The following is a 21,215-nucleotide window of genomic DNA, read 5'->3' on the forward strand; positions in this document are numbered from 1 at the left end:
TTTAATATGTTTCTTATCGTTTCCTCTTTTTTGTTTCGTCATCCAAAAGTTTTGGGTTCATTTGGATTTTTTACTGTACTACGTCGATTTATTTTCTGCTTTATAAAAAGCAGGTTTGCTATAGTTTTCAATAATAAAACAACTGTCTCCTAAAAAGGTTCATAAAAAAATATTTTTGATGCTTTTTTATATAAAATAATCCCTCCATATTCAATTTGAAATGGCAGGCGATTCATGTTCCTTTGTTTATCTGTAATCAGTTTAGTAGGCGGGATCTCAAGAATATTGACAATGAGAATGCACTGTTTTGAAGTTAAATGTAGCTGTGATTAGAACAGTTTTAGCGGCCATTTTTTGAATAGTTTTTGTTAATATATATTTTTTCCCATATTTGAGAAAATTATGGATACTTCTTCGATTCTTGGAACATACAGAATCAACGAATTCGATTGTGAAACTCTTGCTAACCAAATCTGATAAAATGAAATATTTGTATTTAATGTCTTTATTTTTTGTGATGAATGGTTGCAAAAGCAATGAAGAAATTATCAATCCAATAATAGAGCCGCCAACTACCCATCCAGATATAAAACTAACGTTAGGTTCTAAAAAAATTGCAGTCTTCAATCATGTAATCAGCTCTGGAGATGTTACTCCGCTGAAAGAAAGTGAGATTGAAAATTATTTTGGTGACCGGATCGCATTTTCAATTCCTGAAGCAATCGTGTTTAAAAATGACTCCACATTCCTGTTAAAGCCTTTTGATATCGTGGAAAAATTCAAATCAAAATGGGAGGGGGACAAGCTGTATCTTCAGCTAGGAGATAAGCAATCGTGGAAACAATTAGGAGAAAAATCGAGCGAGAAAGATTTCAAATTAAACATGACGTTTTATGCGAAAAAAAAGGATCAAACACCCGCAACCAGACTTGTCCTTGGTCAGGAATATCATATGAATTTGGATGATCCTCTATTTTCGAAGACAGACCAGTTGTCCAGCTTAACCTGGTTGACGTTTGACCTCTTATATAATTAGACTTGTTATGATAAAATACCCGCCATTACATATTTTATTTTCCTTCATTGGAATGATGTTATCAATTTTTGTATTTGCTCAAGATCAAAATTCTACTGTAATTACTGCAAAATCTCCTGATCAACTTTATTTGGGAGCGTTGCTGCAAGAAAGTTTAATCAATACTAAAACTCACGATGTCTTGCCGATTATTCAGGATGATATTGTTGTCAGTTTTGGAAGGATTAAGTTAAAGAGTAAAATCATCAAATCTGAAAAAGCAGCCTTTTATAATGTAATTGAGGAAGCACAGCAGATTGCAAATAGCGTTCCTCATAGTGAAAACAGCTTCTCCTTTAGTATCAAAGACTTGAAGAGCTATGGAGATGTTGCGCATTACTTTGGTCAGAAGATTGATGTAGCGGATTGGTTTTCAGTTTCTGATCCTGATGAAAAACCACAAACATTACTCGCTGTAAATATGGAGCGTGTGGCTTTTACTGCTGAAATGGATCTACCTGCCGAAGGTAAATTTAAAACTAATAATGCACTGCTTGACCGCTATAATAGCAATGAGCTTATTTATGTGAATACCCTTTCTTTTGGTCGCAGGGCGATTGTTCTTGTTGAATCCAATTTAGATTCATCTCAAGTGAAAAATGCCCTATCTGCTATTTTGACAAGGAAGGAACTGTCAAATCAGGAAAAAGGTGTTTTGGCCAATTGCACCTTCCGGGTAGCGTTGCTCGGTAGCCAAGATGTAATTGATGTTGACTCTAGTAGGATGTTAGAAGAGGTTCTAGATTATATCGACGCTAAAAAAGACTTTAGTAGTCCTGGACTTCCGATCTCCTTTGGTGCTGCTTACCTCAGAAACAATCAAATTTTTTCTAATACATACTAACTATTTTTCGCAATTCTAAATCCTAGGTCGTCAATTTTAAATTTTGACGGATGACTTCTTCTGCGTGTTGTTGCCATTACGCTCCTTTCTGTGTCACAAAAACCGCCACCGCGGAAAATACGGTAGGACCCATATACCTCGGTATCGTATAGATCGGAGCACCATTCCCATACATTGCCCAACATATCGTAAAGTCCCCAGGGGTTTGGGGCCTTTTGTCCTACATTTTGAGTTTTATGCTCTGAATTGTCCTTATACCATGCAATTGATTCTAATTTGCCATATCGAACTCCAGTTGTTCCTGCTTTACAGGCATACTCCCATTCTGCTTCTGTTGGTAAGCGAAATCCGGCTGCTGTTTCATCATAGGTTATTTCTTCATTTTCAGCGTTAATTTTATAATATGGTTCTAATTTGTTTAGAGAAGAGAGCTTGTTGCAAAAAATCACAGCGTCTTTGAATGTTACGGTTTCAACAGGAAGGGAATTTCCGATATAAGTACTTGGGTTAGTATGGGTGACTTCAACATACAGTTCCTGCGTTACAGGAAATTTGAGAAGCAGAAATGGTTTAATGTTTACCGTCCACTTCTCTTTTGTTCTGTCATCGCGTAACGCAATCTGTCCACTTGGTATCTCCACCATCTGTTCCAAAAAAATTGATTTCATTGCCATGCTGCTTCAATTCAATTCGCCCATTTATTTTCTTATCGCTTCAGACATCGAACTTACAAAATTAATCTGTTTCCCGCTGTATGTATCAAAAATAGTATTTTTAGTATAAGCAGGACAACTTACTCAGAAGAATTGATTTCTTTAATTAATTTACCTTCGTTATTCAGGATTTTAAACAGAGGATTGCCCAGACTGTCAACCGATATGATGATACGTGGTTTTTCATCTGGACCATTAATGACTAAACCTGAATTTCCATTGTCAGTCATTAAATTAATTCTATTCGTATTTCCACCAATTTTACCAGAAAGATCCTTATCATTGATGACAATACCTGATTTATAGTGATTGTTTTTATTACTTTGCTGTGTTAAAATTCCAATTGCATCCGCATTGTCATAGTCAAAAGCCAAAGCGTAAGTATTGGTTTCCGGATTTTTTGAAATCGCTAATCCGCCGCATTCATCTCCTTTTTCATTATAAAATATGATACCTGCAGGATTTAATGCGCGTTTGTATTTTTTTCCGAATAAAATCGGTGGCTCCATCCTTTCTTGGTTGGAAATAATCATCCTATTTACGCCTTTATCATCAACGATATTGATCCGTTTGACTGTAATCTCATCAAACTTTTGATGTAATGTATTGAACGAGTAAAAAAGCATTAGAAAAGCAATCGTTACTATCCCTGCATAAAATCCGACTATTAACTGAGCATTTTTTTTCATCTTAAATTGAATTTTGTTCTTGTTTATTTTTAGTTATCCTTAATAATTGATCTATTTTCCAGCTTAGCCTGTGTGCACAACATGGAGGCCGACAAAACAAAGAACGAAAATTGCAGTAGTGTAAAATTGTAAAATATCATTTTTTATAGCTGACAGGTTAGAATAAGCGTAGGGAACACCATGTCGAGTTCGTAAGGGAGAGGGGGCATATCCATTTTAATGAAACAGTACGGGAAGTGGAGTGGTTACCAATCAAGATATATTAATCTTGATGACGTAAAGTACGGATTAGAGATTATAAAAAAGATGATGGTTTTTTGCCCGTAATGGCTTTAAAATCTTTTATAAAGTGAGACTGGTCATAGTATCCTGCATTTAACCCGATTGCAGTTAAATTCGTTTTCTTGTGATCATTTTCGAATAAATTTCTAAATCTCACAATGTTTGAAAACTGTTTTGGTGAAGTGCCAACTTGTTTTCTGAATTTTTTTTCAAATGAGTCTCTACTAATCTGCAGTTGACCTAATAGTTTTTTGATCGGAATAGAACCTTGGGAGTCAATAATTTCACGGATCGCTTCTTTAATAATGCCATCCGTATGGGCACACAATAATTCCACAAGCAGAAACCTTTCTATTTTTTCGACCATCAGTTCGTATTCATTTTTTTTAGAGAAAATTTTATTTAAGCAGGAAATTTGATGCCGGTTAAAAAAATTATCAAATGGTATAAATGTCTCAAAAAACTCATTTATGGGGGTATTAATCAATGCGGATGCCATCCCGGGATTAAAGATAATGACAAATAAAGTGGTGCACTTTGAGAATTCAAAATGGAGTGAAGTGCGGGCGATCCCAAAAGCGAAAGCTTTGGGTAAATCGATCACCTCCTGATTTTTTTGCTTCAATGTGACTGCACCATTCAAAATATAGTTCAATGATACTGATGTGCTGGGAAGCGTTTCTAAATTTACTAAATCAGGAGTTTCCACTATCATAAACTCTTTGACATATTCTTGAAGAAATGGGTCTGGAGTAAATCTATATTCCTTTATTTTATTAAAGTGCTCTTGTTCAAAAAAAGCTATATTTTTCTTTCCCATTTTAAGTATAGTTATGCATTTAATCCATTTGTTTTATCTACATGAATGTTTTTTGTTTTGATCCAAATTCAACAATTATCTTAAATAATCAAAGTGTTATTTTATAAATAGGTCTGATTTTTTTGGGTTTAAATTATTTATATATTAACTTTAGGTACAGATTGTCGATATAATGTTTGACGGAAAATGATTGTAGACATCATTGAAAAACAGTGTTTTTAGCAGGAATCGGTGCATTAGTAGTTGCGCAGTAAACTTAATAAATATTTGAAATATGAAAAAGGAAATCAATACGAGAGCGGTGATCATCCGTGCTTTCTTTATCTTTGTGGTATTTATGTTAGTAGGTGGTTATCTCGCATATATCGGTGTATAGAAGGTCCTCATCATCGTAATTAAATCATTGCTAAAGACTATGCGCGATCCGATCGTATTTATTAGAATGATATTCTTTTAGAAATTGACTATTGGAAAAGAGCGAATTCTTCTTCATCTCTTATTTTCATGAGTTGTCGAATGCAGAAGTATTATAGCATTCCTCTTAAGGTAGCCTCTCTATCAAACTTAGAACAACTGTATCGCTACAAAATAAAGTGCAGTGATCACCGCTGTTTGAACGATCACTTTTAGATATTTATTCTTTTGCGTGCTATTAGTTCTTAGGATATCCAAATTGTTTAGAAATGCTACGAGTGCAATTGCGATGAAGATACTTTTACCGTTAAAAATAAAAACCAAACAGAAGGGTAGTAGTGCAATAGCAAAATCGTACAACTTCAGTTTTTCTACTATGTTGTGCTGGTTCTGATCGATTTCTAGCGCTTGGACAATACTCGGAGAGTCTTTTTTGGGATAAGCCTTTAAAATTTCTCCTGATTTAGTCGGAATTAAAAAAGGTTTTCCTTTTTCCGTTGATCGCTCCATGGGTACATCGTCTTTGTATAACGATTGTTCACCAAACCAAGTTGAATATTTCATTTCAAAGATTGACTCCGGAAAGTTCGGTAATGTAAATTGGTATTTCATATTTAGTTATAATCAGTTTTGCTTCATGCTATATGTATAAATCACATTGTCCGAGTTATTTTCATCAATCACATCAGGCAATAGGATAAACCCATTCTTTTCTAGGAGTTGACGGGACTTTATATTATTTCGAACTGTCTTTGCCTCGATATGGTTGAGCTTTAAAGTAGAAATAGCATAGTTTAGGACCAGCTGTATTGCGCTACTCATCAAACCTTGGCCTTGAAATTCAGGTAGCAGTGCATAGCCCAGCTCTGCGGATTTTTTTTCAATATTGATCCTCCATATTGTAATTGTACCTGCAAATTGTTGAGTATCTCTCATGTTGATCGTAAAATAATGAGTTGTATCCATCCGCTTTTTGATAAATAATTGAATCTCTTCGAGGGATTGGTTTAGATCTCGTTTCATAAATTTATTGACCTCGGGGTCTGTGCGTAGTTTATGGATATTGATCGTATCAGTAATGTCTATATATTTCAATAAGACATTGTTCAATAGCATGTGATGACTGATATCCTTAACTTTTGTCCCTACACTTTTGTCATTCATATTTTTTAAAGTTTAGATCACGGTTATTTTCTCTTTTCGGACTTCTTTTTCATGACAAATACAATTCCAGATGTACCGCCATCACCAGAAGTTACAGTGGTGTAATCTAATGTTTCAACCAATTCAAAATCATTATCAACCATATGATTAAGAATGGCGGCATATGACATTTTATTCGTTAGAAACTCTGAATATTCTTTACCAGCTTTAAGCTGTTCTTCAGTTTCACCAAGATCAACATTGACCTTAAGTTTTTTTGATAGAAATTTTCCTTTAATTACAATATATGCATAAGTATATTGTTGATGTTGAGCAGGATTTTCAGTAGCAGTTTTTGTTTCTACAACCTCTTGTCCAAAGATGATCGTAGTGATGGACAATAAGAAGACAAGTAATGTTAGTTTTTTCATATATATCATGTTCTATAATCTGTTTTTGCTAAATCTCAATTAATTTCTGGATTTTTTGTTCTATTTCTTTTATAAATAATTCGTCGGATCCTTCCCATCTATTCAGAATTTCTCCCTTTTCATTTATCAGTAATCTTAGCGGAACAGAAAAGACGAGGAGTTCACGTCTGATATTTTGTAGATTACCTGACTTATAAGAAAGGTGTTTCCAAACGCCTATTTTGTCTTCTGAAATAGCCTTCTTCCACTTGACAAGATCCTCATCAATGGATATGGATAATACTTCAAATTTATCTTTATATTTTTCTCTTAATGCTAATAGTTGTGGATGTTCTTCCCGACAAGGAATACACCAGCTCGCCCAAAAATCAATTAACAGGATCTTATCCTTAGCCAGTTGGTAAACATGAATGATATCGCTGTTAATATCAGATGCAGTGTAATTTTTGACACTATTTTGAATGTGATAGTCATCTAAAATGGTGATAAATTGTTTTATAGATTTATAATTAGTGTTGCTGTTTAAAATTTTATTATTTGAATTAAATAATGGTTTAAACTCTTTGTAACGTTCCCTTCCATATTTTCTCTTTATTAAAATCTCTAGGCTCTCTAATGCTGCTAATGAAAAAGGGTGTTTTTTATAATAGGCTAATGCAGCGGTTATTCTCAAATTTTCGAGTGAGTCCATTTTGTTTGCTAAATGGATAATAGAATCTGTATACACTTTTGTTTTCTGAAAATGAGATAGCTGTTGATTTGTAAGCGCGATCTCTTTTCTAAGATCAAGGAATAGTTCATTATATCGGATCTGATCTAATTGTGCATTGGATGGATTTTTCACCTTTGAATGAGGAATATTCGTTGCCAAATAAAGATGGGTTACATGTTCGGAAATATAAAAATCGTAAGATGACTCATTTTTGTCATATCTGATGTTATATTTTTCATTAATGCTCTTAGGAATGATCTTTTCGAAGACTCCGTTTCTTATATGTATTGAATCTAGCTGCGATCCATTTTTTGTAAGAAAAGAAATGATGACTTTCCCTTCAGATATTTCGCTATTACCGGTTATTTGTACCGTCTGAGAAAAACTCGAGGAACAATCAATAAAAATTAATACAATTACAAAAAGATAAGTTGATAATAATAAGAGAAATTTATTTGTCATATGAAAGCTTCAATTAATTCGTATCTTTTTACTTAATCAATTCTTAATTTACATACAGCCCAGAAGATCAGTAATATGATGAAGTTAGCTTTTTTTAGTTAAACTCTCGAATTATGAATCTATTGTTACAGTTGTTATAGAAATTTTTAACAGCAGTAAAAAGCTTCTACGCTTAAGTGCCGGTGGGGTGTATTGTACGGGAGTGTTTTTATGTGAAATATTATCTTAATTTACCATAAGAGTTGCAGTATAAACAAAATAAAGACCAGATGTCTATTAAATATATAACAATTTTCATATGCTTGCATTTATTTCAAACCAGCCGGACCTTATACTGGCATGTGTGCAGATGAAGAAGTATGTAAAAAAACTTTTTGCATTAAAATATCTTTTAAATGAATTTGGTATTTTAGCGGATGAGTGGATACAAAGAAACATCAGAATAGGAATAAATAGAAAGTTGAGCTTCACCTAAAAAAAATTATAAAAAGACATTTATGAATACATTTGACCATCAAAAGGGGGCGTACTTCTGTACCGGCGAAGCTAAGATTTACTATGAAGAAATAGGGAATCCTGATAAACCAGTAATAATTTTTCTTCATGGGGGGGTAGGAAATATGGAGGATTTTAATGTTTTGGTTCCACTTTTAGCAGATGATTTTAGGATAATTGGGATAGACAGCAGAGGACAGGGCAAATCTTCACTTGGATCTGACAAGCTAACTTATCAACTTTTGCAATCTGATATTGAGGCTTTGTTAAAGTCCTTGAACATCAATAATATTATAATTATTGGATTTAGTGATGGTGGAATTATTTCGTACAGAATGGCAATTGAAAATGCTATAAAAATCAAAAAAATTGTGACTATAGGCGCTACATGGAACATTAAAGATCTATTAGCAACCGAAGAAATATTTTTGAATGTAACGGCTGCCGGTTGGAAAGAAAAGTTTCCAGATAGTTTTAATCTCTATCAGAAATTAAATCCTGAGCCTGATTTTGAGAAGCTTATAAAATCAGTGGTAGCCTTATGGCTGGATAAAACCGAAACGGGATTTCCAAATGAAAGGGTGAGTGAAATCAATTGTCCAGCACTTATTGTAAGAGGTGACCAAGATCATTTATTTTCTAGAAAAAGTGTTTTCGAAGTTGCAGAATGTATAGATAATGCCGCACTTTTAAATATTCCTTTTGCAGGACATGTCGCCTATGAAGATCAACTGGAATTATTCTTCATTACTTTAAAGCAATTTTTAAATGAACAGTATTGCCGAGTGCAAAGCTCCAGGCGAATTGGGCATTTTACTTAATAGATGCGACCGTTCATTTAGTCGGTAAGGGAAGATATCAATACGGTATGTTATTTGATTCATCTTCCTGTATTTTTAGTTCAGTGTCAAATTGCACGCTAAAACAAAAAGCCCAATCTTTCGACCGGGCTTTTTGCTGTGATGCAGAGCATGAATATCTGTTATATTTACTTTAGGGTGTCTGGCACTTGTGATAAACGGGCATACATTTCAGCAAGGGCAAATTGATTTAATAGCCATTTCTGATCAGAAGGTTTTGCATCTGCAGTCCACTCTGTTCCGAATAAACCGTTTTTGTCTCGCATGGCTTTCCATGCATGTTCCAAATTGGAATGAAAAGCTTGGATATATTGGCTGTTTTTATCTTGGTGGTAAAGCTCAATAAATCCTCTCAGCATGATGGCGATAAACCAATTGTCGCTTTTTTTAAGTACGGGATAGTTTGCAGTTTTATCCTTTCCATTTCCTGCGGGATAGAAGAAATAAGCCAATGCTGATTTTGCTGAGAGCTGTGCATCTTTCAGATATTTTTCTTCTTTGGTCAGCTTATACAGCAAGGCACCTGCTTGGATCATCTGTCCTGTATTGTAGGGATATTTCGTTTTCTGAATTTCCCCTTTCAGGTTGATGTTGTCCCAATATAAGTGATCGGCCGGATCCTCGAGATTTTTCATCGTCCAGTTGTAAAGTGTAACGGCTTGCGTAAGATACTTTTTTTCTTGTGTTGCTTCATATAATTTAAGTAAATAAACGACCGCAGGAGCATTGGAACAGGTGTTTTTAGATTCTTTTCGTTGTTCGCACCAATAGATACCACCACCGAGCTTGTCATCCATACCACTTTCTACAAAAGTCCAGATTTCCTTTGACTTTGCTAAATATGCAGGATTTTTACTTTGCAAATAGAGGTCAGCAAAGTCAATACCCAGCCAGATATTGTCGTCATAAAAGCGGTCTGATGTCGGCGCACTATTTACATAGGAGGCGTAGGCTGCAGGTTGACGTTTATCATAGTAATTCTCAAGTCCCGGAAGCACCTCTTGGTCAATATGCTTTTTGATCTCTGGATCATTTGATTTTTCAAGAAGTGCTGTGTAAGCGGATAAGCTTCCTGAAAATGGCCAAAGATAGGAGTAGGGGTTTGATTTCTTGCTATTATCTCCATCTCCAAGATAGCTCGCATTGTAAGTCTGGTCAAAAGGATAAACTTCGCGGAAAAGATGCTTGCCATCTGCTACACCATAAAGTTTTTCAATTATCTGCAGGCTTTTAACCGCTCGTTGATAAGCGGTATTTTCACTGGCTTGTTGTGCATAGAGACCTGTTGTAATTAACAGGGCGATCCCTGTTCCAACGATTTGCTTGATCATATTCGTTATTTTTTAGTTGATTTTTCAAATGATGCCAGTCCTTCAAAAAGCATAGCAGCGCTGGACTGGCTCGTTAATTGTGTCTGTCCGAGTGGTTTTTGTGTCCATGATGGGCTGAAAAGTAGGATCCCCGTATCTTGCCCTTGCTGCCAAGCGACTTTTCCGTTGTTACGAATGAAGTTTTCAAATTTTGACCGAAAGGCTTCGTTAATACCATCTCTTTTCAAATATTCAATAAAGTAACGTACAAAGATTCCCTTAAACAGGGCTCCATCTCCATCTCCTTCATTGCGGAGGACATTATTACTGGCATCGATACATTTGGTCATCGTATAATTGGATGCTTTTTGTGCATCGTTCATATAAAGAGGGTCTTTCGTAATATCAAAAAGTTCCACTGCTGTTCCTAAAAATGTCCCTTGGTTATAGGTGAGGGCAGTCATATTGATGACGTCGGTTTCGCCATTGATATTGTCGTATACCGCACCTGTAGCCCTGTCAAAAAGGGTTTCTTTTTGCCAATCGTAGATGCGGATGGCCCAATCCAGGTACTGCTCATCTTTTGTGAGTTTATACAACCGGGCGGCAAGAATACTTGCAGGTCCGTTGGAACAGGCATTTTTTGAATAAAGCATATCCTTGCGCCAGGCTAATCCGCCGCCGGCATATTCGGTATTCCACGCTTTTAAGATATCATTCCAGAGGTGCAAAACTGCATCCATATACTTTTGCTCTTTTGTGATCTCAAAAAGGCGGAGCATGGTCAGTGCATTCCACTCCATATCATCATAGAAAACATTTTCATACGTATTGCCATTTTTCTTTTTGACACCTTCAAACCACTTGGCGAAGTAGTCTTTATATTTGGGGTCCTGGGTACGGAGATAGGCATCGATGACCACATCCATGGCATGTGCATTGGGCCAGTACTGGAAACCTAGATCTGAGCCATCACTTCCATAGTTAAAATAGCCTTCGTTGTTCCAAAATTGGGTGATCAGTTCATCTGAAGTTTGTTGCGCCATCTGATCCCACGTGATATCCAGCTCGTCGTTGAACTGATATTCATCGTTGATCTTGCTGCAGCTGTTGAGGCTGAACAAGCTGAGGACGAGCAGTCCTATATACATTGATTTCATCATAATGCGTTAGTTGACGGTGACTTGATGGGTGTACTCTTTATCTCCTTGTAAAATGACGCTAACCGTTGTCGACTTGCCGTCCACTTCACTTGCAAATTTCCATTTATCATCCCATTGGGTAACTGCTTTAAGCAATTTAATATAATAGTATGCTGGATCACTGGCAGGCGTTGGACGGCTGTCGGTTGGATTTTTTGCCCCAAACTGCTCGATCACACTTTTATTGTTGGCCACGGTTTCCAACTGAAATTTGTAGCGTTCATCTTTTCCCCAGCCTTCTTGCTTGAAAGCAATGACCCCGGTACCTGACCAGATACCTTTGCCTTGGTAAGGGAGGTTGAACATAATTTTATTATCTGGCGAAAACCAAAGACCGATCGATTTGATTTCAGTAAAATTGATGGTCGCTACATTGAAATCTACTTGGATGCGGTATACCGCAGTTTTGGTAACTTCCATACCGAGATCTTCGGTTGCTTCTTTTAGTTTGACCTGGTTGTCTGAATAGAAGCGGCGTGCATCGTTATCTTTTCGATCTACAAAAACATATTTTTTACCAGCTTCCAATTTGGTGTAGATTTCAAATTCACCTGTGGCTGTCTGTTTAAAAGCAAGGGCAGCGGCGATGTCAGCTCCACCTTCGGAAGCTTCTCCTGTAGCATACAGTTCGTTTGGAATATCGGCAAATCCTTCGAGGCTTGAGATTTTGAGTTTACGCACTACGGGTGAAATAACACGGTTGATACCACGGGAAGTGACAATCGTCCATTGTACATCACCACTTTCTCCCGGATTGATTCCTGCAAGGGAAGCAACTGAATTGAGCACTTTATGGGTGATATAGGCATTGGTCGCATAGCCTTTATTGTTTGAGGTCAGTTTATAGAGCGGTTTTGAAAAATCTCCACCTACGACATCAAAGGCGATTTCATATTGTGGAGCCCCGCCGTCTTCGGTCAGTGCCGCTTCCCATTCAAAGAAGAGTGATGCAGAGGCTGCGCTTACCAGTTTAACGGCTTTATTGTCGAAAGGTTCAAATAAGTTGTCGACTGCTGTGACCTGTACATCTGTATAGGCGATGTTGTCGGTTTTACAAGATCCTAAGGTGGCTATAACGGCGGCAAGCCAGATTAATATTGCTGTTTTTTTCATGATTTTATGCGATTAAATTAGTTTGCGTAACCCGGATTATTGGGTAACAAATTTTTGTTCAGATCCATTTGGGCACGTGGTACCGACCAGAGGTAATCTCTGCTGTCATCAAACCTGCGGTTATCAAGGCGGATATAATCCGAGTTGCCATTGGCGAATTTTGCTCCGGTGACGGTACCGTCTAAGTAAGTTTTTCCAGCTTTCCAGCGTACGATATCGTAATAGCGTAAGCCTTCCAGTGCGAGCTCGCTTCGACGTTCATTACGAATCAGGGTAGTAAGTGCTGCCGCACTTATTCCTGTAGGGAAATCGAGTGCTGATGCTGCTGTAAATTTGGCTCTATCTCGGATGGGGCGGATTGTACGGTTCCAGACGCTGGCATCCATCTTACCCAATTGATGCTGCGCCTCGGCATACATCAACAGGACATCGGCATAACGGAACATAATGATATTGAGGCCTGAGTTGTAATCCTGGGTTACGGATGGATCATAATATTTCTTGACATAATAACCTGTTGGGGAGGAATTTGCACTAGCATTTATATATACATCTGCTTTTTCGGTATCGTTGCTTCCTGTACCTGGTTTTGTATAGATGGTACGTATCGTTCCATTAAAGTCGGTCCACTTGCCACCATGGAAGACAATCGTTGCCGACATACGGGGATCGCGATTAACATAGGGATTGTTGTCCGAATAGGCAGCATCTTCTGTTATCGGAATACCCTTTGTGGTTAAGTAGTTATTGACTAAACTTTGAAGTGGCGCATAAGCATTGAGGCGAGCACCGGCAGATAGGGGGGCTGCATCGTAAAGTTTATTCCATTGTTTTTTACCCGGAACATAAGCATAATCTAAGATGACTTCTTGATTGTATTCATTGGCGGGCTGAAAAAGACCTTCATAGCTATTGAATAGGGCATAAGTGCCGTAGACACCCTGATTTTGCATCAGACTGTCGCAGTAATCAGCTGTCTTCTGCCAATTGCTCTCATATAGATATGCTCGTGCTTGAAAGGCCATTGCCGCACCTCTAGTGATTCGTCCGCGGTCACTTAAAGCTAATTCATTGCGATTTGGAAGCATCATGCTGATGGCGGAGAGCTCGTCATGGATAAAGGCAAGTATAGTTGCTTTAGGGGTTCTCTTGATTGTTTCTGATTCTGCCAAGGTAATATCGGAGGTGAAAAATGGTACGTCTCCGAAAAAGTTGACAAGACGAAAGTAAATGAAAGCGCGTATAAAACGGATTTCTGCTGATTTTCTTTTTTTCCAGGCTTCGTTGCCATCAGGGACACGATCCAAATTGGCCAAAAATACATGGCAGGTCTTTAATCCACCGTAGGCATCGGACCACTCCGAGGCGAAACGTGGCATGTTTGGATTAGCCAAACCATTTCGGATCAGCCGTTGGTCGGTTGCCGAACGTCCCTCGTAGATATTGTCACTGAGTGCTTCGTCATTCCACATTTTATCAGCAGAATACATTTGATTGTAAGCCATGTTAACCATCAGTTCGGCATTGGCTGCAGATTCCCAATAGGTGGCATCTGTAAATTCTTTTGTCAGGACGGGATCCATGCTGTTGCAAGAGCTTGTGAAAGCCACCACGAAACCAGTAATACCCATCATTTTTAAAATTTTGTTCATGTTCTTATTTTTAAAACTGAATATCTATTCCTAAACCGTAATATTTTAATGTCGGGTAGTTTCGTCCGCTGTTTGCTGCCCCTGACATGTTGCCATCAAATTCTGAAGATTCCGGATCGATCCAGGAGTTGAGACTCAGTGTCAGCAGATTTTGGGCGTTCACAAATATCCGTGCCTTTTGCAGATGCAGGCGGCTTGCGAAGTTCGATGACAAGGAATAGCCGATCTGCAGGTTTTTCAGTCTGGCATACTTACCGTTGAATAAGAAGATATCTGATTCCGTTTGGTAATTGTTCGTAGTCGATGCTGAGCCTGCGGCCGTGAGCCTTGGCCATGCTGCTCCCGTATTGGTCGGTGTCCAATAATCGAGCTGGTGCTGATAGATGGCATAGGAGTAGTTCTCGTGGAACGGCTCGACCAATTCGCCCCTTACCATCATATCCCTACTGCCCACACCTTGCCAGAACATGCTGAAATCGATGTTTTTGTAAGTGAGGTCGTATGTAAATCCAAAGGTGTAACGAGGAAAGGCATTGCCCAAGACAAATCGGTCTTTGGAATCTATGACACCATCATTATTGCGGTCAATATAGCGGACGTCACCAGGTTGCAAATCCGAAGCGGCAACGCCAACTGGTAATGCTGCGGTTTCAATTTCTTGTATATTTTTGAAATAGTTCTGAACTTTATAACCGTAGTAGGAATTAAAAGGTAGTCCTTCGCGTACTATTTTTCGGATGCGGTCGGATTCGGAGAACTGCTCTTTTCCTTCAAAATAAGTCACCTCATTGTGTGAGTCTCCAATGTTTGCCATGAAATTATGCTGGAATTCACCGGTTTTCGTTCTGTAGGACAGTACAAATTCCCATCCTTGATTTTTCATCTTTCCAATATTAGTCTTGGCAGGTCCCGTTCCAAATGTTGATGGAATCGTTGGAGTGATGAGGATATCACTTGTATTTTTATGGAAATAATCGAAGCTGGCGGTCAGACTGTTATGAAAGAATGAGGCATCTAATCCGATATTGAAATTATGCGTTTTTTCCCAGCGCAGGTCTTCATTGGCATAAGTAAACCCAGCTCCACTGACAGCTTCGTTGTTGAAGCCGTAACTGTTATTGACCGGTGTATAGCGGGTGAGGTACTGATAAGGAGGAATATCTTGATTTCCCAATATACCGTATGAAGAACGGAGTTTTAGATCACCGACACGTTCTTTATAGGATTCCATAAAACCCTCTTCCGAGATGCGCCAGCCGAGCGATAGCGATGGGAAGAAGCCCCAGCGGTTATGCTTGGCAAATTTGGAAGAGCCGTCGTAACGGAAAGAGGCTTCCATAAAATAACGTTGGGCATACGCATAGTTTAATCTTCCGATGAGTGATGTAATGCTCGTCTCTTCGGTGCCTTCGGGTGTGGTTCTACTGGAAGGATCGATGATGGTTCCTGTGGTTGGTGTACCTAAGATCGGATCGGTGAACTGCAATTTGATTTCATTTTGCCGGCGGGTAAAAGACTCATTGGTAGCCCCGAAAAGACCTTTGAATTCATGATCGCCAAAGGTGCGGTTGTAATCCAATAACAATTGATAGTTGAGCATGGATACTTTTTCATTAAAGTCTTCGGTATTACGGGTTGAATTGACATATACCAAAGGTTTTTCTGCGTCCGCACTGGAATACAGCGGTACCTGAATCCGTCGGATGTACCGGTGATCTGAAGTGAGTTCTGCACCGAAAACCCCGCGCAATTTCAAACCTTCCATGAGTTTCACATCCAACGCAATGTTGGCATTGAAATAATCATTGTCTTTCTTCTGGTATCCACCTTCCCTTAATTCGGCTAAGGGATTCTGATCGGTCAGCGCATTATTGATCAGGTAGCGGCCATTGTCGGCCTGCATCCGATAATAATAGTAGGAGGGGATACGGGAGGAATTGATGATGGCATTGCCAGCTGTCGTGTTCAGTCCGTTATTTCTGGAATAGGCCAAAATACTACTTAATTTGAAGATTCCAAATTCATTGCTGAGGTTGGAGCGTAGGTTGAAGCGTTCGATTCCATAGTCTTTGTTACCGACAAAATTGCTCCGTTGATTGAGATAGCCTCCGGAGAAAAGATAGGTCGAATGCTCACCACCACCAGAAATGGAGACATTATGATTTTGCTGCAGTGCAGTCTGCATGATCCGGTCATAATTCCACTCTTCCTCATCGCGATGGTTGTAGAGATCCATGATCTGATCGGGAGTGAACTCAGGGTCTGAACCAATGTTCGTTAAGGCAAGATTTTTCAAGGTGGCATTTTGGTAGCCTGCAATAGGAGAAAAAAGGATTTTAGGATCTTGAATACCGGCCATCGCAGATAGAGTAACGCGTGGTGCCCGGTTCTTTACTCCCGATTTTGTTGTCACAAGCAATACTCCGTTTGCTGATCTGGAACCGTAAATGGCAGCTGAACCGGCATCCTTTAGTACAGATACGCTTTCGATATCTGCTGGATTGAGTTTGTTGAGTGCTCCGGATTCAGAGATCAGACCGTCGATGACAACCAGTGGACCGTTACTGTTCATGGTGGAAATCCCCCTGATGTTGATGTTCATGGTGTTGTCATTGGGATCCATGCTTCGTTGCTGGATGTTGAGACTTGGAGAGGCACCCTGTAGCGCCTGGGTAACGTTGGCAACAGGTCTGTTTTCAATGGCGTTGGCATTGATCTGATCTACTGCCCCTACAACAGATCTACGGGTTGTAGTGCCGTAACCGACCACAATCACTTCGTCGAGCGATTGACTGTCTGCAGTCATCTGAACTCTGATGACATTGCTTTCGATGCGCATTTCAACATTTTGGTAGCCTATGTAGGTGACACGAATGCGGTCTCCAATTTTTCCAGGCACGGAAAAGCTTCCTTCTGGATTCGTCACCACTGTTGTGGTGGTTCCAAGCAAAAGTACGGTAGCTCCCTGAATAGGCTTGCCGTTTTCATCGATGACTTTCCCCTGCACAGCTTGCTGGGCAGCCGTCCATTTGAGGAAAGTAGGTTTCGATATTGCTATATAAGGGGCATGCCCAAATAGCAGTATACCTGAAACCAGGAATAATTTTGACTTTTTAATCATAGTGAATAAAAGTTTATATGTTGGTTATTTTAGCTAGATTGCTAAACCGTGTTTGCTGTATAACTAAACCGGTTTAACAAATTTAAATATATTATTGAAATAACCTATTATTTTGAATATTTTTTTTGAAAAATGTATTTCGATAAAGAGTAAAAGGATATCGATCTACATGTACAGGCGAAAAAGACCGAAAACATTGATAATAAAAAAGGGGCAACGTGTATGTTGCCCCTTTTTCTGTTTATGGGTATGTTAGTTCGTATTCTGATCAATACCTTCTAGGGTTTTGCCTTTTGTTTCAGGAAGGAATAGGATGAAAATAAAGGATAGAACGACCATTATTCCATAAAAGAGAAAAATATAGAATCCGCCATTTTCTCCTCCTTCTACGATAACAGGAAATATCCAGGAAATGATAGCGGCAAATATCCAGTGTGTCGTGCTTCCGAGTGAAGAACCTTTGGCGCGTATTTCATTAGGAAATATTTCTGCAAGAAATACCCAGATTACAGCGCCCTGCGATAGTGCAAATGCCCCAATAAAGCCAATGATATAAAACAAGAGATAGGTGGAATGGCCTGATTTGAGACCGAAAGCGGTAAGCATTAGGAATATAAACATGCCCACTGCTCCTGTCAAGAGTAATTTTTTTCTACCAAATTTGTCAATGATACTCATGCCTAGAAAGGTGAATACCACATTGGTGCCTCCAATAAAGATCGGTTGGAGGTAACTGAGCTGTGCTTCAAAACCTGCGATTTCAAAGATGCGGGGAGCGTAATACAGGATCGCGTTGATACCGGTCATCTGATTAAAAAATGCGAGAAGTACGGCAAAAGCAATCGGTTTATAATACTTCTTCTGCCACAGAGAAGGTGAATGACGGGTATTTTCGGTCTGCTGCGTTTGTGTCAGAGCCGATTGTCCCAGTGTATGGAATACGGCATTTGCTTCATCGATATTGCGATGTAAAGCGAGCCAACGTGGGCTTTCTGGAATTTTTTTCAGGAGTACGTAAAAGATTCCGGCAGGTAAAGCCATGATGGCAAGCATATACCGCCAAGCATGATCCCCGGTATCTGCAAAAAGAAAATTGGTACAATAAGCCACAAGTATCCCACTTACGATCATAATCTGAAAGAGCCCTGTTAATTTACCTCGGTCTTTGGCCGGTGATATTTCGGAAATATAAACAGGTCCGACCACCGAACTGATACCAACGGCTAGGCCCCCTAGGAATCTAAAGAGTAGAAACAAGCTCCAAAAAGGGGAGGCACCACAGCCAATGGCCGAGAGCAGATATAAAAGTGCGATGGCGCTCAGGACGGGTTTTCGGCCGTAACGTTCTGAAAAACGGCCAGCGACAATAGCGCCCACGATGGTTCCGATTAGTGATATGGAAACTGTCAGTCCATGCCAGAAAGCATCGAGTTGCCACAGTTTTTGAATGATCTGTTCGGCACCTGAAATTACTGCAGTTTCAAAACCGAATAAAAAGCCGCCTAGGGCAGCTATTAATGAAAACTTCCAAACATTTTTCATAAGCTAAGTGAGGTTGCTAATCCTAAAAATAAATTCCAGCTGTTAAATGAGGCAACATATATGGGCATGTTGATTTCTTTTTGAACGGCCGGGAGAAAAAGGTGATGCGATTTGGCAATACTTCCGCCTAAAATCAACCCTTCTGGTTTAAGCGTAAGGATGTGGAGTTTGATAAAATCGACTAAGGCTTCTGCAAGAAATGAAAAGGCTGCTGTCCGTTCCTGAATCAATTTTTCGTTGTCGACCAGCGCTTTGATATGCGCTATTCCATCTGTTCCATTTTGCTTGAGATGCGAAAGTATACCTCTGGTGGAGATAAAATCTTCGGCTATACCTGTACGGAATGGTGCCGACCCATAATTTAGGTCGCTGACCTGTTTGTCGGTGTAAAAAGCCGATCCTAAACCTGTCCCAAGACTTAGACCTGCAATCCGTTTGTCTTGCAGGTTATGGTGATAAAGTTCGCCCAGTAGAAATGCTTTTGCATCGTTGATAAATTTGATATTTTCTCCATAGACACCATATTGTTTCATAAAATGAGATTTGATATCCATCTGCAATAGGGACTGATACTTATGCATGCCGTCCATCAGGCAGATCCCATTTTCATAATCAAAAGGTCCTGGAATAGAGACGATCATGGCATCAATTTTTTCATGTTCACTGTTCCAGACCGATTGGATGATTTGGTCCCACTGCGCTAAAATAATATCACGGCTTGCTGCACTGTCCACATCACCTTGCATCTCTTTGATGGGAAAATATTGTTTTCTTTCTTTTTTAAGGGATGCTGCCGTCAGGTGTGAACCGCCGATATCGATACAGATTGTAATGTTATCTTTCATAGTGCAGTATTTGTTGAGCCATGAAAAGGAAGTAGGGATTGCCGATCATAAGGCAACAGGAGTTCTCCAAGTTTATTTGAGTAAGCATGATTTATAATGGTTGATTAAGAATAATTAGCAAAACCGGTTTTGCTATTTTTGTAAAACTAGAGAATTAAAATAAATTCTCCAATTTTTTTACAAAGAACTTTTTCGAATTTGTAATTCTGAAGGGATAATATCTTCTGCAATACACTTTTCTTTGGCCGTTAATTGGGTCATGAGCATGTGTACGATACTTTTTGCGATTTTTTCCAGAGGCTGGCGGATACAGGAAACTGGTGGTTGTACGAGTTCAAATATTTCGTGGTCATCGAAAGTGATGAAGGCTAATTGACGTTCGTTTTGAAGATTTTGAAGGGCTTTTATACCCATCACACAGAGGTAATTGGTACTAAAATAAAGCGCATCAAGATGCGCATTTTTGTCTAACCATTCGCGTATCTCTTTCCAACCATGTTCTTTTTTTTTGCTGAAACTGGTTAAACACACATGTGGCTTCAGGCTATGCTGATCGAGCGTGGTGAGGTAGGCCTGTAGTCTATCCTGCATTTGCGGTTGTTGCGAATTGATGGTGACCATTCCGATGTTCCGGTATCCCTGTTCTAAAAGATGTTGAATTGCCGTGCTGCTGGCTTCATAATTATTGGTGCCCACATAATTGGCGTCAATGCCCAAGATCTTTCGGTCGAACAGCACAATAGGTGTATTGCTGTCGACGATGCGTTTTACTTCTTTCTCGATATGGTCTGTGGGCGCCAGAATTAAGCCATCAACTTGCTTATCGATCATGGTCTGTATGATTTCAGCAGCAAGTTTATTATTGCCCATAGTACTGCTGTAAAGTACTTGATATTCGTACTGGCGTAAATATTCTTCAATGTACAAGGCTATTGGACCAAAGAATGAGTCACCGATGTTTTCAACGATGAGACCAATGGTCCGAGATTTGCCTGTTGCTAAGCTTTTCGCTAATGCATTTGGCTTGTAACCAATTTCTTCAATATAATCTAAAACACGTTTTGTGAGTACTTTACTGATCCTGCTTTTCTCTGCTTTTCCATTGATGACCAATGAAACGGTCGATTTGGATACGTTTAAATGTTTTGCAATTTCACTGATGGACATATGTACCAAATTTTATTGAAGCCAAAGTACATATTTTATATCATTTATTAAGAAAGTCTGACCAATCCGGGTAGATTAAATCAGCGAGAGGCTTAGTATCAAGGTTTTTAACGGTAATCTCAAATAGGAACAAAAGAATATCTTAAAATAAAGTAAATTTTATTCTAAATCCGTAATTGCACTCTTCGATTATTGTTATTTGATGATTTAAATAGCTTCAAACGCACGTTTTCTTTTCTCTAAAATTTATATTTGATGTTTAATCTGTCAAAATTTTATATATTTAGTTTTGACAATAAAGGTTTAACAATTCGTAAAGGCAA

General features: G+C 38.7%; 18 protein-coding genes. 3 read left to right on the forward strand and 15 right to left on the reverse strand.

Annotated elements, in window-relative coordinates:
- Positions 1-481: 481 nt before the first annotated feature.
- Positions 482-1,036: a hypothetical protein gene (locus HCX49_RS02245; protein ID WP_168126012.1), complete on the forward strand. Its 555-nt coding sequence runs from the start codon at positions 482-484 to the stop codon at positions 1,034-1,036.
- 7 nt (positions 1,037-1,043) lie between these two features.
- Positions 1,044-1,919: a thiol-activated cytolysin family protein gene (locus HCX49_RS02250; RefSeq protein ID WP_206368153.1), complete on the forward strand. Its 876-nt coding sequence runs from the start codon at positions 1,044-1,046 to the stop codon at positions 1,917-1,919.
- Here the strand turns inward: HCX49_RS02250 and HCX49_RS02255 are convergent.
- From HCX49_RS02255 to HCX49_RS02285, 7 genes are all read right to left on the reverse strand, one after another.
- Complete coding sequence (locus tag HCX49_RS02255) at positions 1,916-2,587, reverse strand: formylglycine-generating enzyme family protein (protein ID WP_237682702.1); 672 nt, start codon at positions 2,585-2,587, stop codon at positions 1,916-1,918. The two genes, HCX49_RS02250 and HCX49_RS02255, sit on opposite strands and share 4 nt — an antisense overlap.
- Positions 2,588-2,712: 125 nt before the next feature.
- On the reverse strand, positions 2,713-3,321 hold the full coding sequence (locus tag HCX49_RS02260) for a hypothetical protein (RefSeq protein ID WP_021189097.1): 609 nt from the start codon (positions 3,319-3,321) through the stop codon (positions 2,713-2,715).
- 295 nt (positions 3,322-3,616) lie between these two features.
- Entirely contained in the window at positions 3,617-4,423 is an 807-nt protein-coding gene (locus tag HCX49_RS02265) for an AraC family transcriptional regulator (RefSeq protein WP_132771296.1), read from the reverse strand.
- A gap of 564 nt (positions 4,424-4,987) precedes the next feature.
- Positions 4,988-5,449, reverse strand: a complete 462-nt coding sequence (locus HCX49_RS02270) for a hypothetical protein (protein ID WP_168126014.1) — start codon at positions 5,447-5,449, stop codon at positions 4,988-4,990.
- Between the two features lie 12 nt (positions 5,450-5,461).
- On the reverse strand, positions 5,462-6,001 hold the full coding sequence (locus tag HCX49_RS02275) for a GNAT family N-acetyltransferase (protein WP_132771298.1): 540 nt from the start codon (positions 5,999-6,001) through the stop codon (positions 5,462-5,464).
- Positions 6,002-6,024: 23 nt separating this feature from the next.
- On the reverse strand, positions 6,025-6,411 hold the full coding sequence (locus HCX49_RS02280) for a hypothetical protein (protein WP_132771299.1): 387 nt from the start codon (positions 6,409-6,411) through the stop codon (positions 6,025-6,027).
- 28 nt (positions 6,412-6,439) lie between these two features.
- A complete protein-coding gene (locus tag HCX49_RS02285) occupies positions 6,440-7,585 on the reverse strand; it encodes a TlpA family protein disulfide reductase (RefSeq protein WP_132771300.1) in 1,146 nt (381 codons plus the stop codon).
- A gap of 497 nt (positions 7,586-8,082) precedes the next feature.
- On the opposite strand from HCX49_RS02285, the gene HCX49_RS02290 reads away from it, so the two are divergent.
- Positions 8,083-8,901: an alpha/beta fold hydrolase gene (locus HCX49_RS02290; protein WP_168126015.1), complete on the forward strand. Its 819-nt coding sequence runs from the start codon at positions 8,083-8,085 to the stop codon at positions 8,899-8,901.
- A gap of 167 nt (positions 8,902-9,068) precedes the next feature.
- On the opposite strand, the gene HCX49_RS02295 is transcribed toward HCX49_RS02290, so the two are convergent.
- The 8 genes from HCX49_RS02295 to HCX49_RS02330 form a co-directional block, all read right to left on the reverse strand.
- Complete coding sequence (locus HCX49_RS02295) at positions 9,069-10,271, reverse strand: glycoside hydrolase family 76 protein (protein ID WP_168126016.1); 1,203 nt, start codon at positions 10,269-10,271, stop codon at positions 9,069-9,071.
- A gap of 5 nt (positions 10,272-10,276) precedes the next feature.
- Positions 10,277-11,413, reverse strand: a complete 1,137-nt coding sequence (locus HCX49_RS02300; RefSeq protein ID WP_168126017.1) for a glycoside hydrolase family 76 protein — start codon at positions 11,411-11,413, stop codon at positions 10,277-10,279.
- A gap of 6 nt (positions 11,414-11,419) precedes the next feature.
- The gene (locus HCX49_RS02305; protein ID WP_168126018.1) at positions 11,420-12,565 is read right to left on the reverse strand and encodes a SusE domain-containing protein; all 1,146 of its coding nucleotides are present in this window, start codon (positions 12,563-12,565) and stop codon (positions 11,420-11,422) included.
- Between the two features lie 17 nt (positions 12,566-12,582).
- Positions 12,583-14,148 carry a RagB/SusD family nutrient uptake outer membrane protein gene (locus HCX49_RS02310; protein WP_206368165.1) on the reverse strand — a complete coding sequence of 522 codons (1,566 nt, stop codon included), beginning with the start codon at positions 14,146-14,148 and terminating at the stop codon, positions 12,583-12,585.
- 79 nt (positions 14,149-14,227) lie between these two features.
- Complete coding sequence (locus HCX49_RS02315; protein ID WP_168126020.1) at positions 14,228-17,338, reverse strand: SusC/RagA family TonB-linked outer membrane protein; 3,111 nt, start codon at positions 17,336-17,338, stop codon at positions 14,228-14,230.
- A 252-nt stretch (positions 17,339-17,590) separates the two neighbouring features.
- Positions 17,591-18,880, reverse strand: a complete 1,290-nt coding sequence (locus HCX49_RS02320; protein ID WP_168126021.1) for a sugar porter family MFS transporter — start codon at positions 18,878-18,880, stop codon at positions 17,591-17,593.
- Positions 18,877-19,725, reverse strand: coding sequence for an ROK family protein (locus tag HCX49_RS02325; protein WP_168126022.1), 849 nt, complete (start codon positions 19,723-19,725; stop codon positions 18,877-18,879). Before HCX49_RS02325 ends, HCX49_RS02320 begins: the two co-directional genes overlap by 4 nt.
- 177 nt (positions 19,726-19,902) lie before the next feature.
- On the reverse strand, positions 19,903-20,892 hold the full coding sequence (locus HCX49_RS02330; RefSeq protein WP_168126023.1) for a LacI family DNA-binding transcriptional regulator: 990 nt from the start codon (positions 20,890-20,892) through the stop codon (positions 19,903-19,905).
- Positions 20,893-21,215: the final 323 nt, after the last annotated feature.

The organism is Sphingobacterium sp. B16(2022) (assembly GCF_012030425.1).
In the GTDB taxonomy this organism is placed as follows: Bacteria; Bacteroidota; Bacteroidia; order Sphingobacteriales; family Sphingobacteriaceae; genus Sphingobacterium; species Sphingobacterium anhuiense.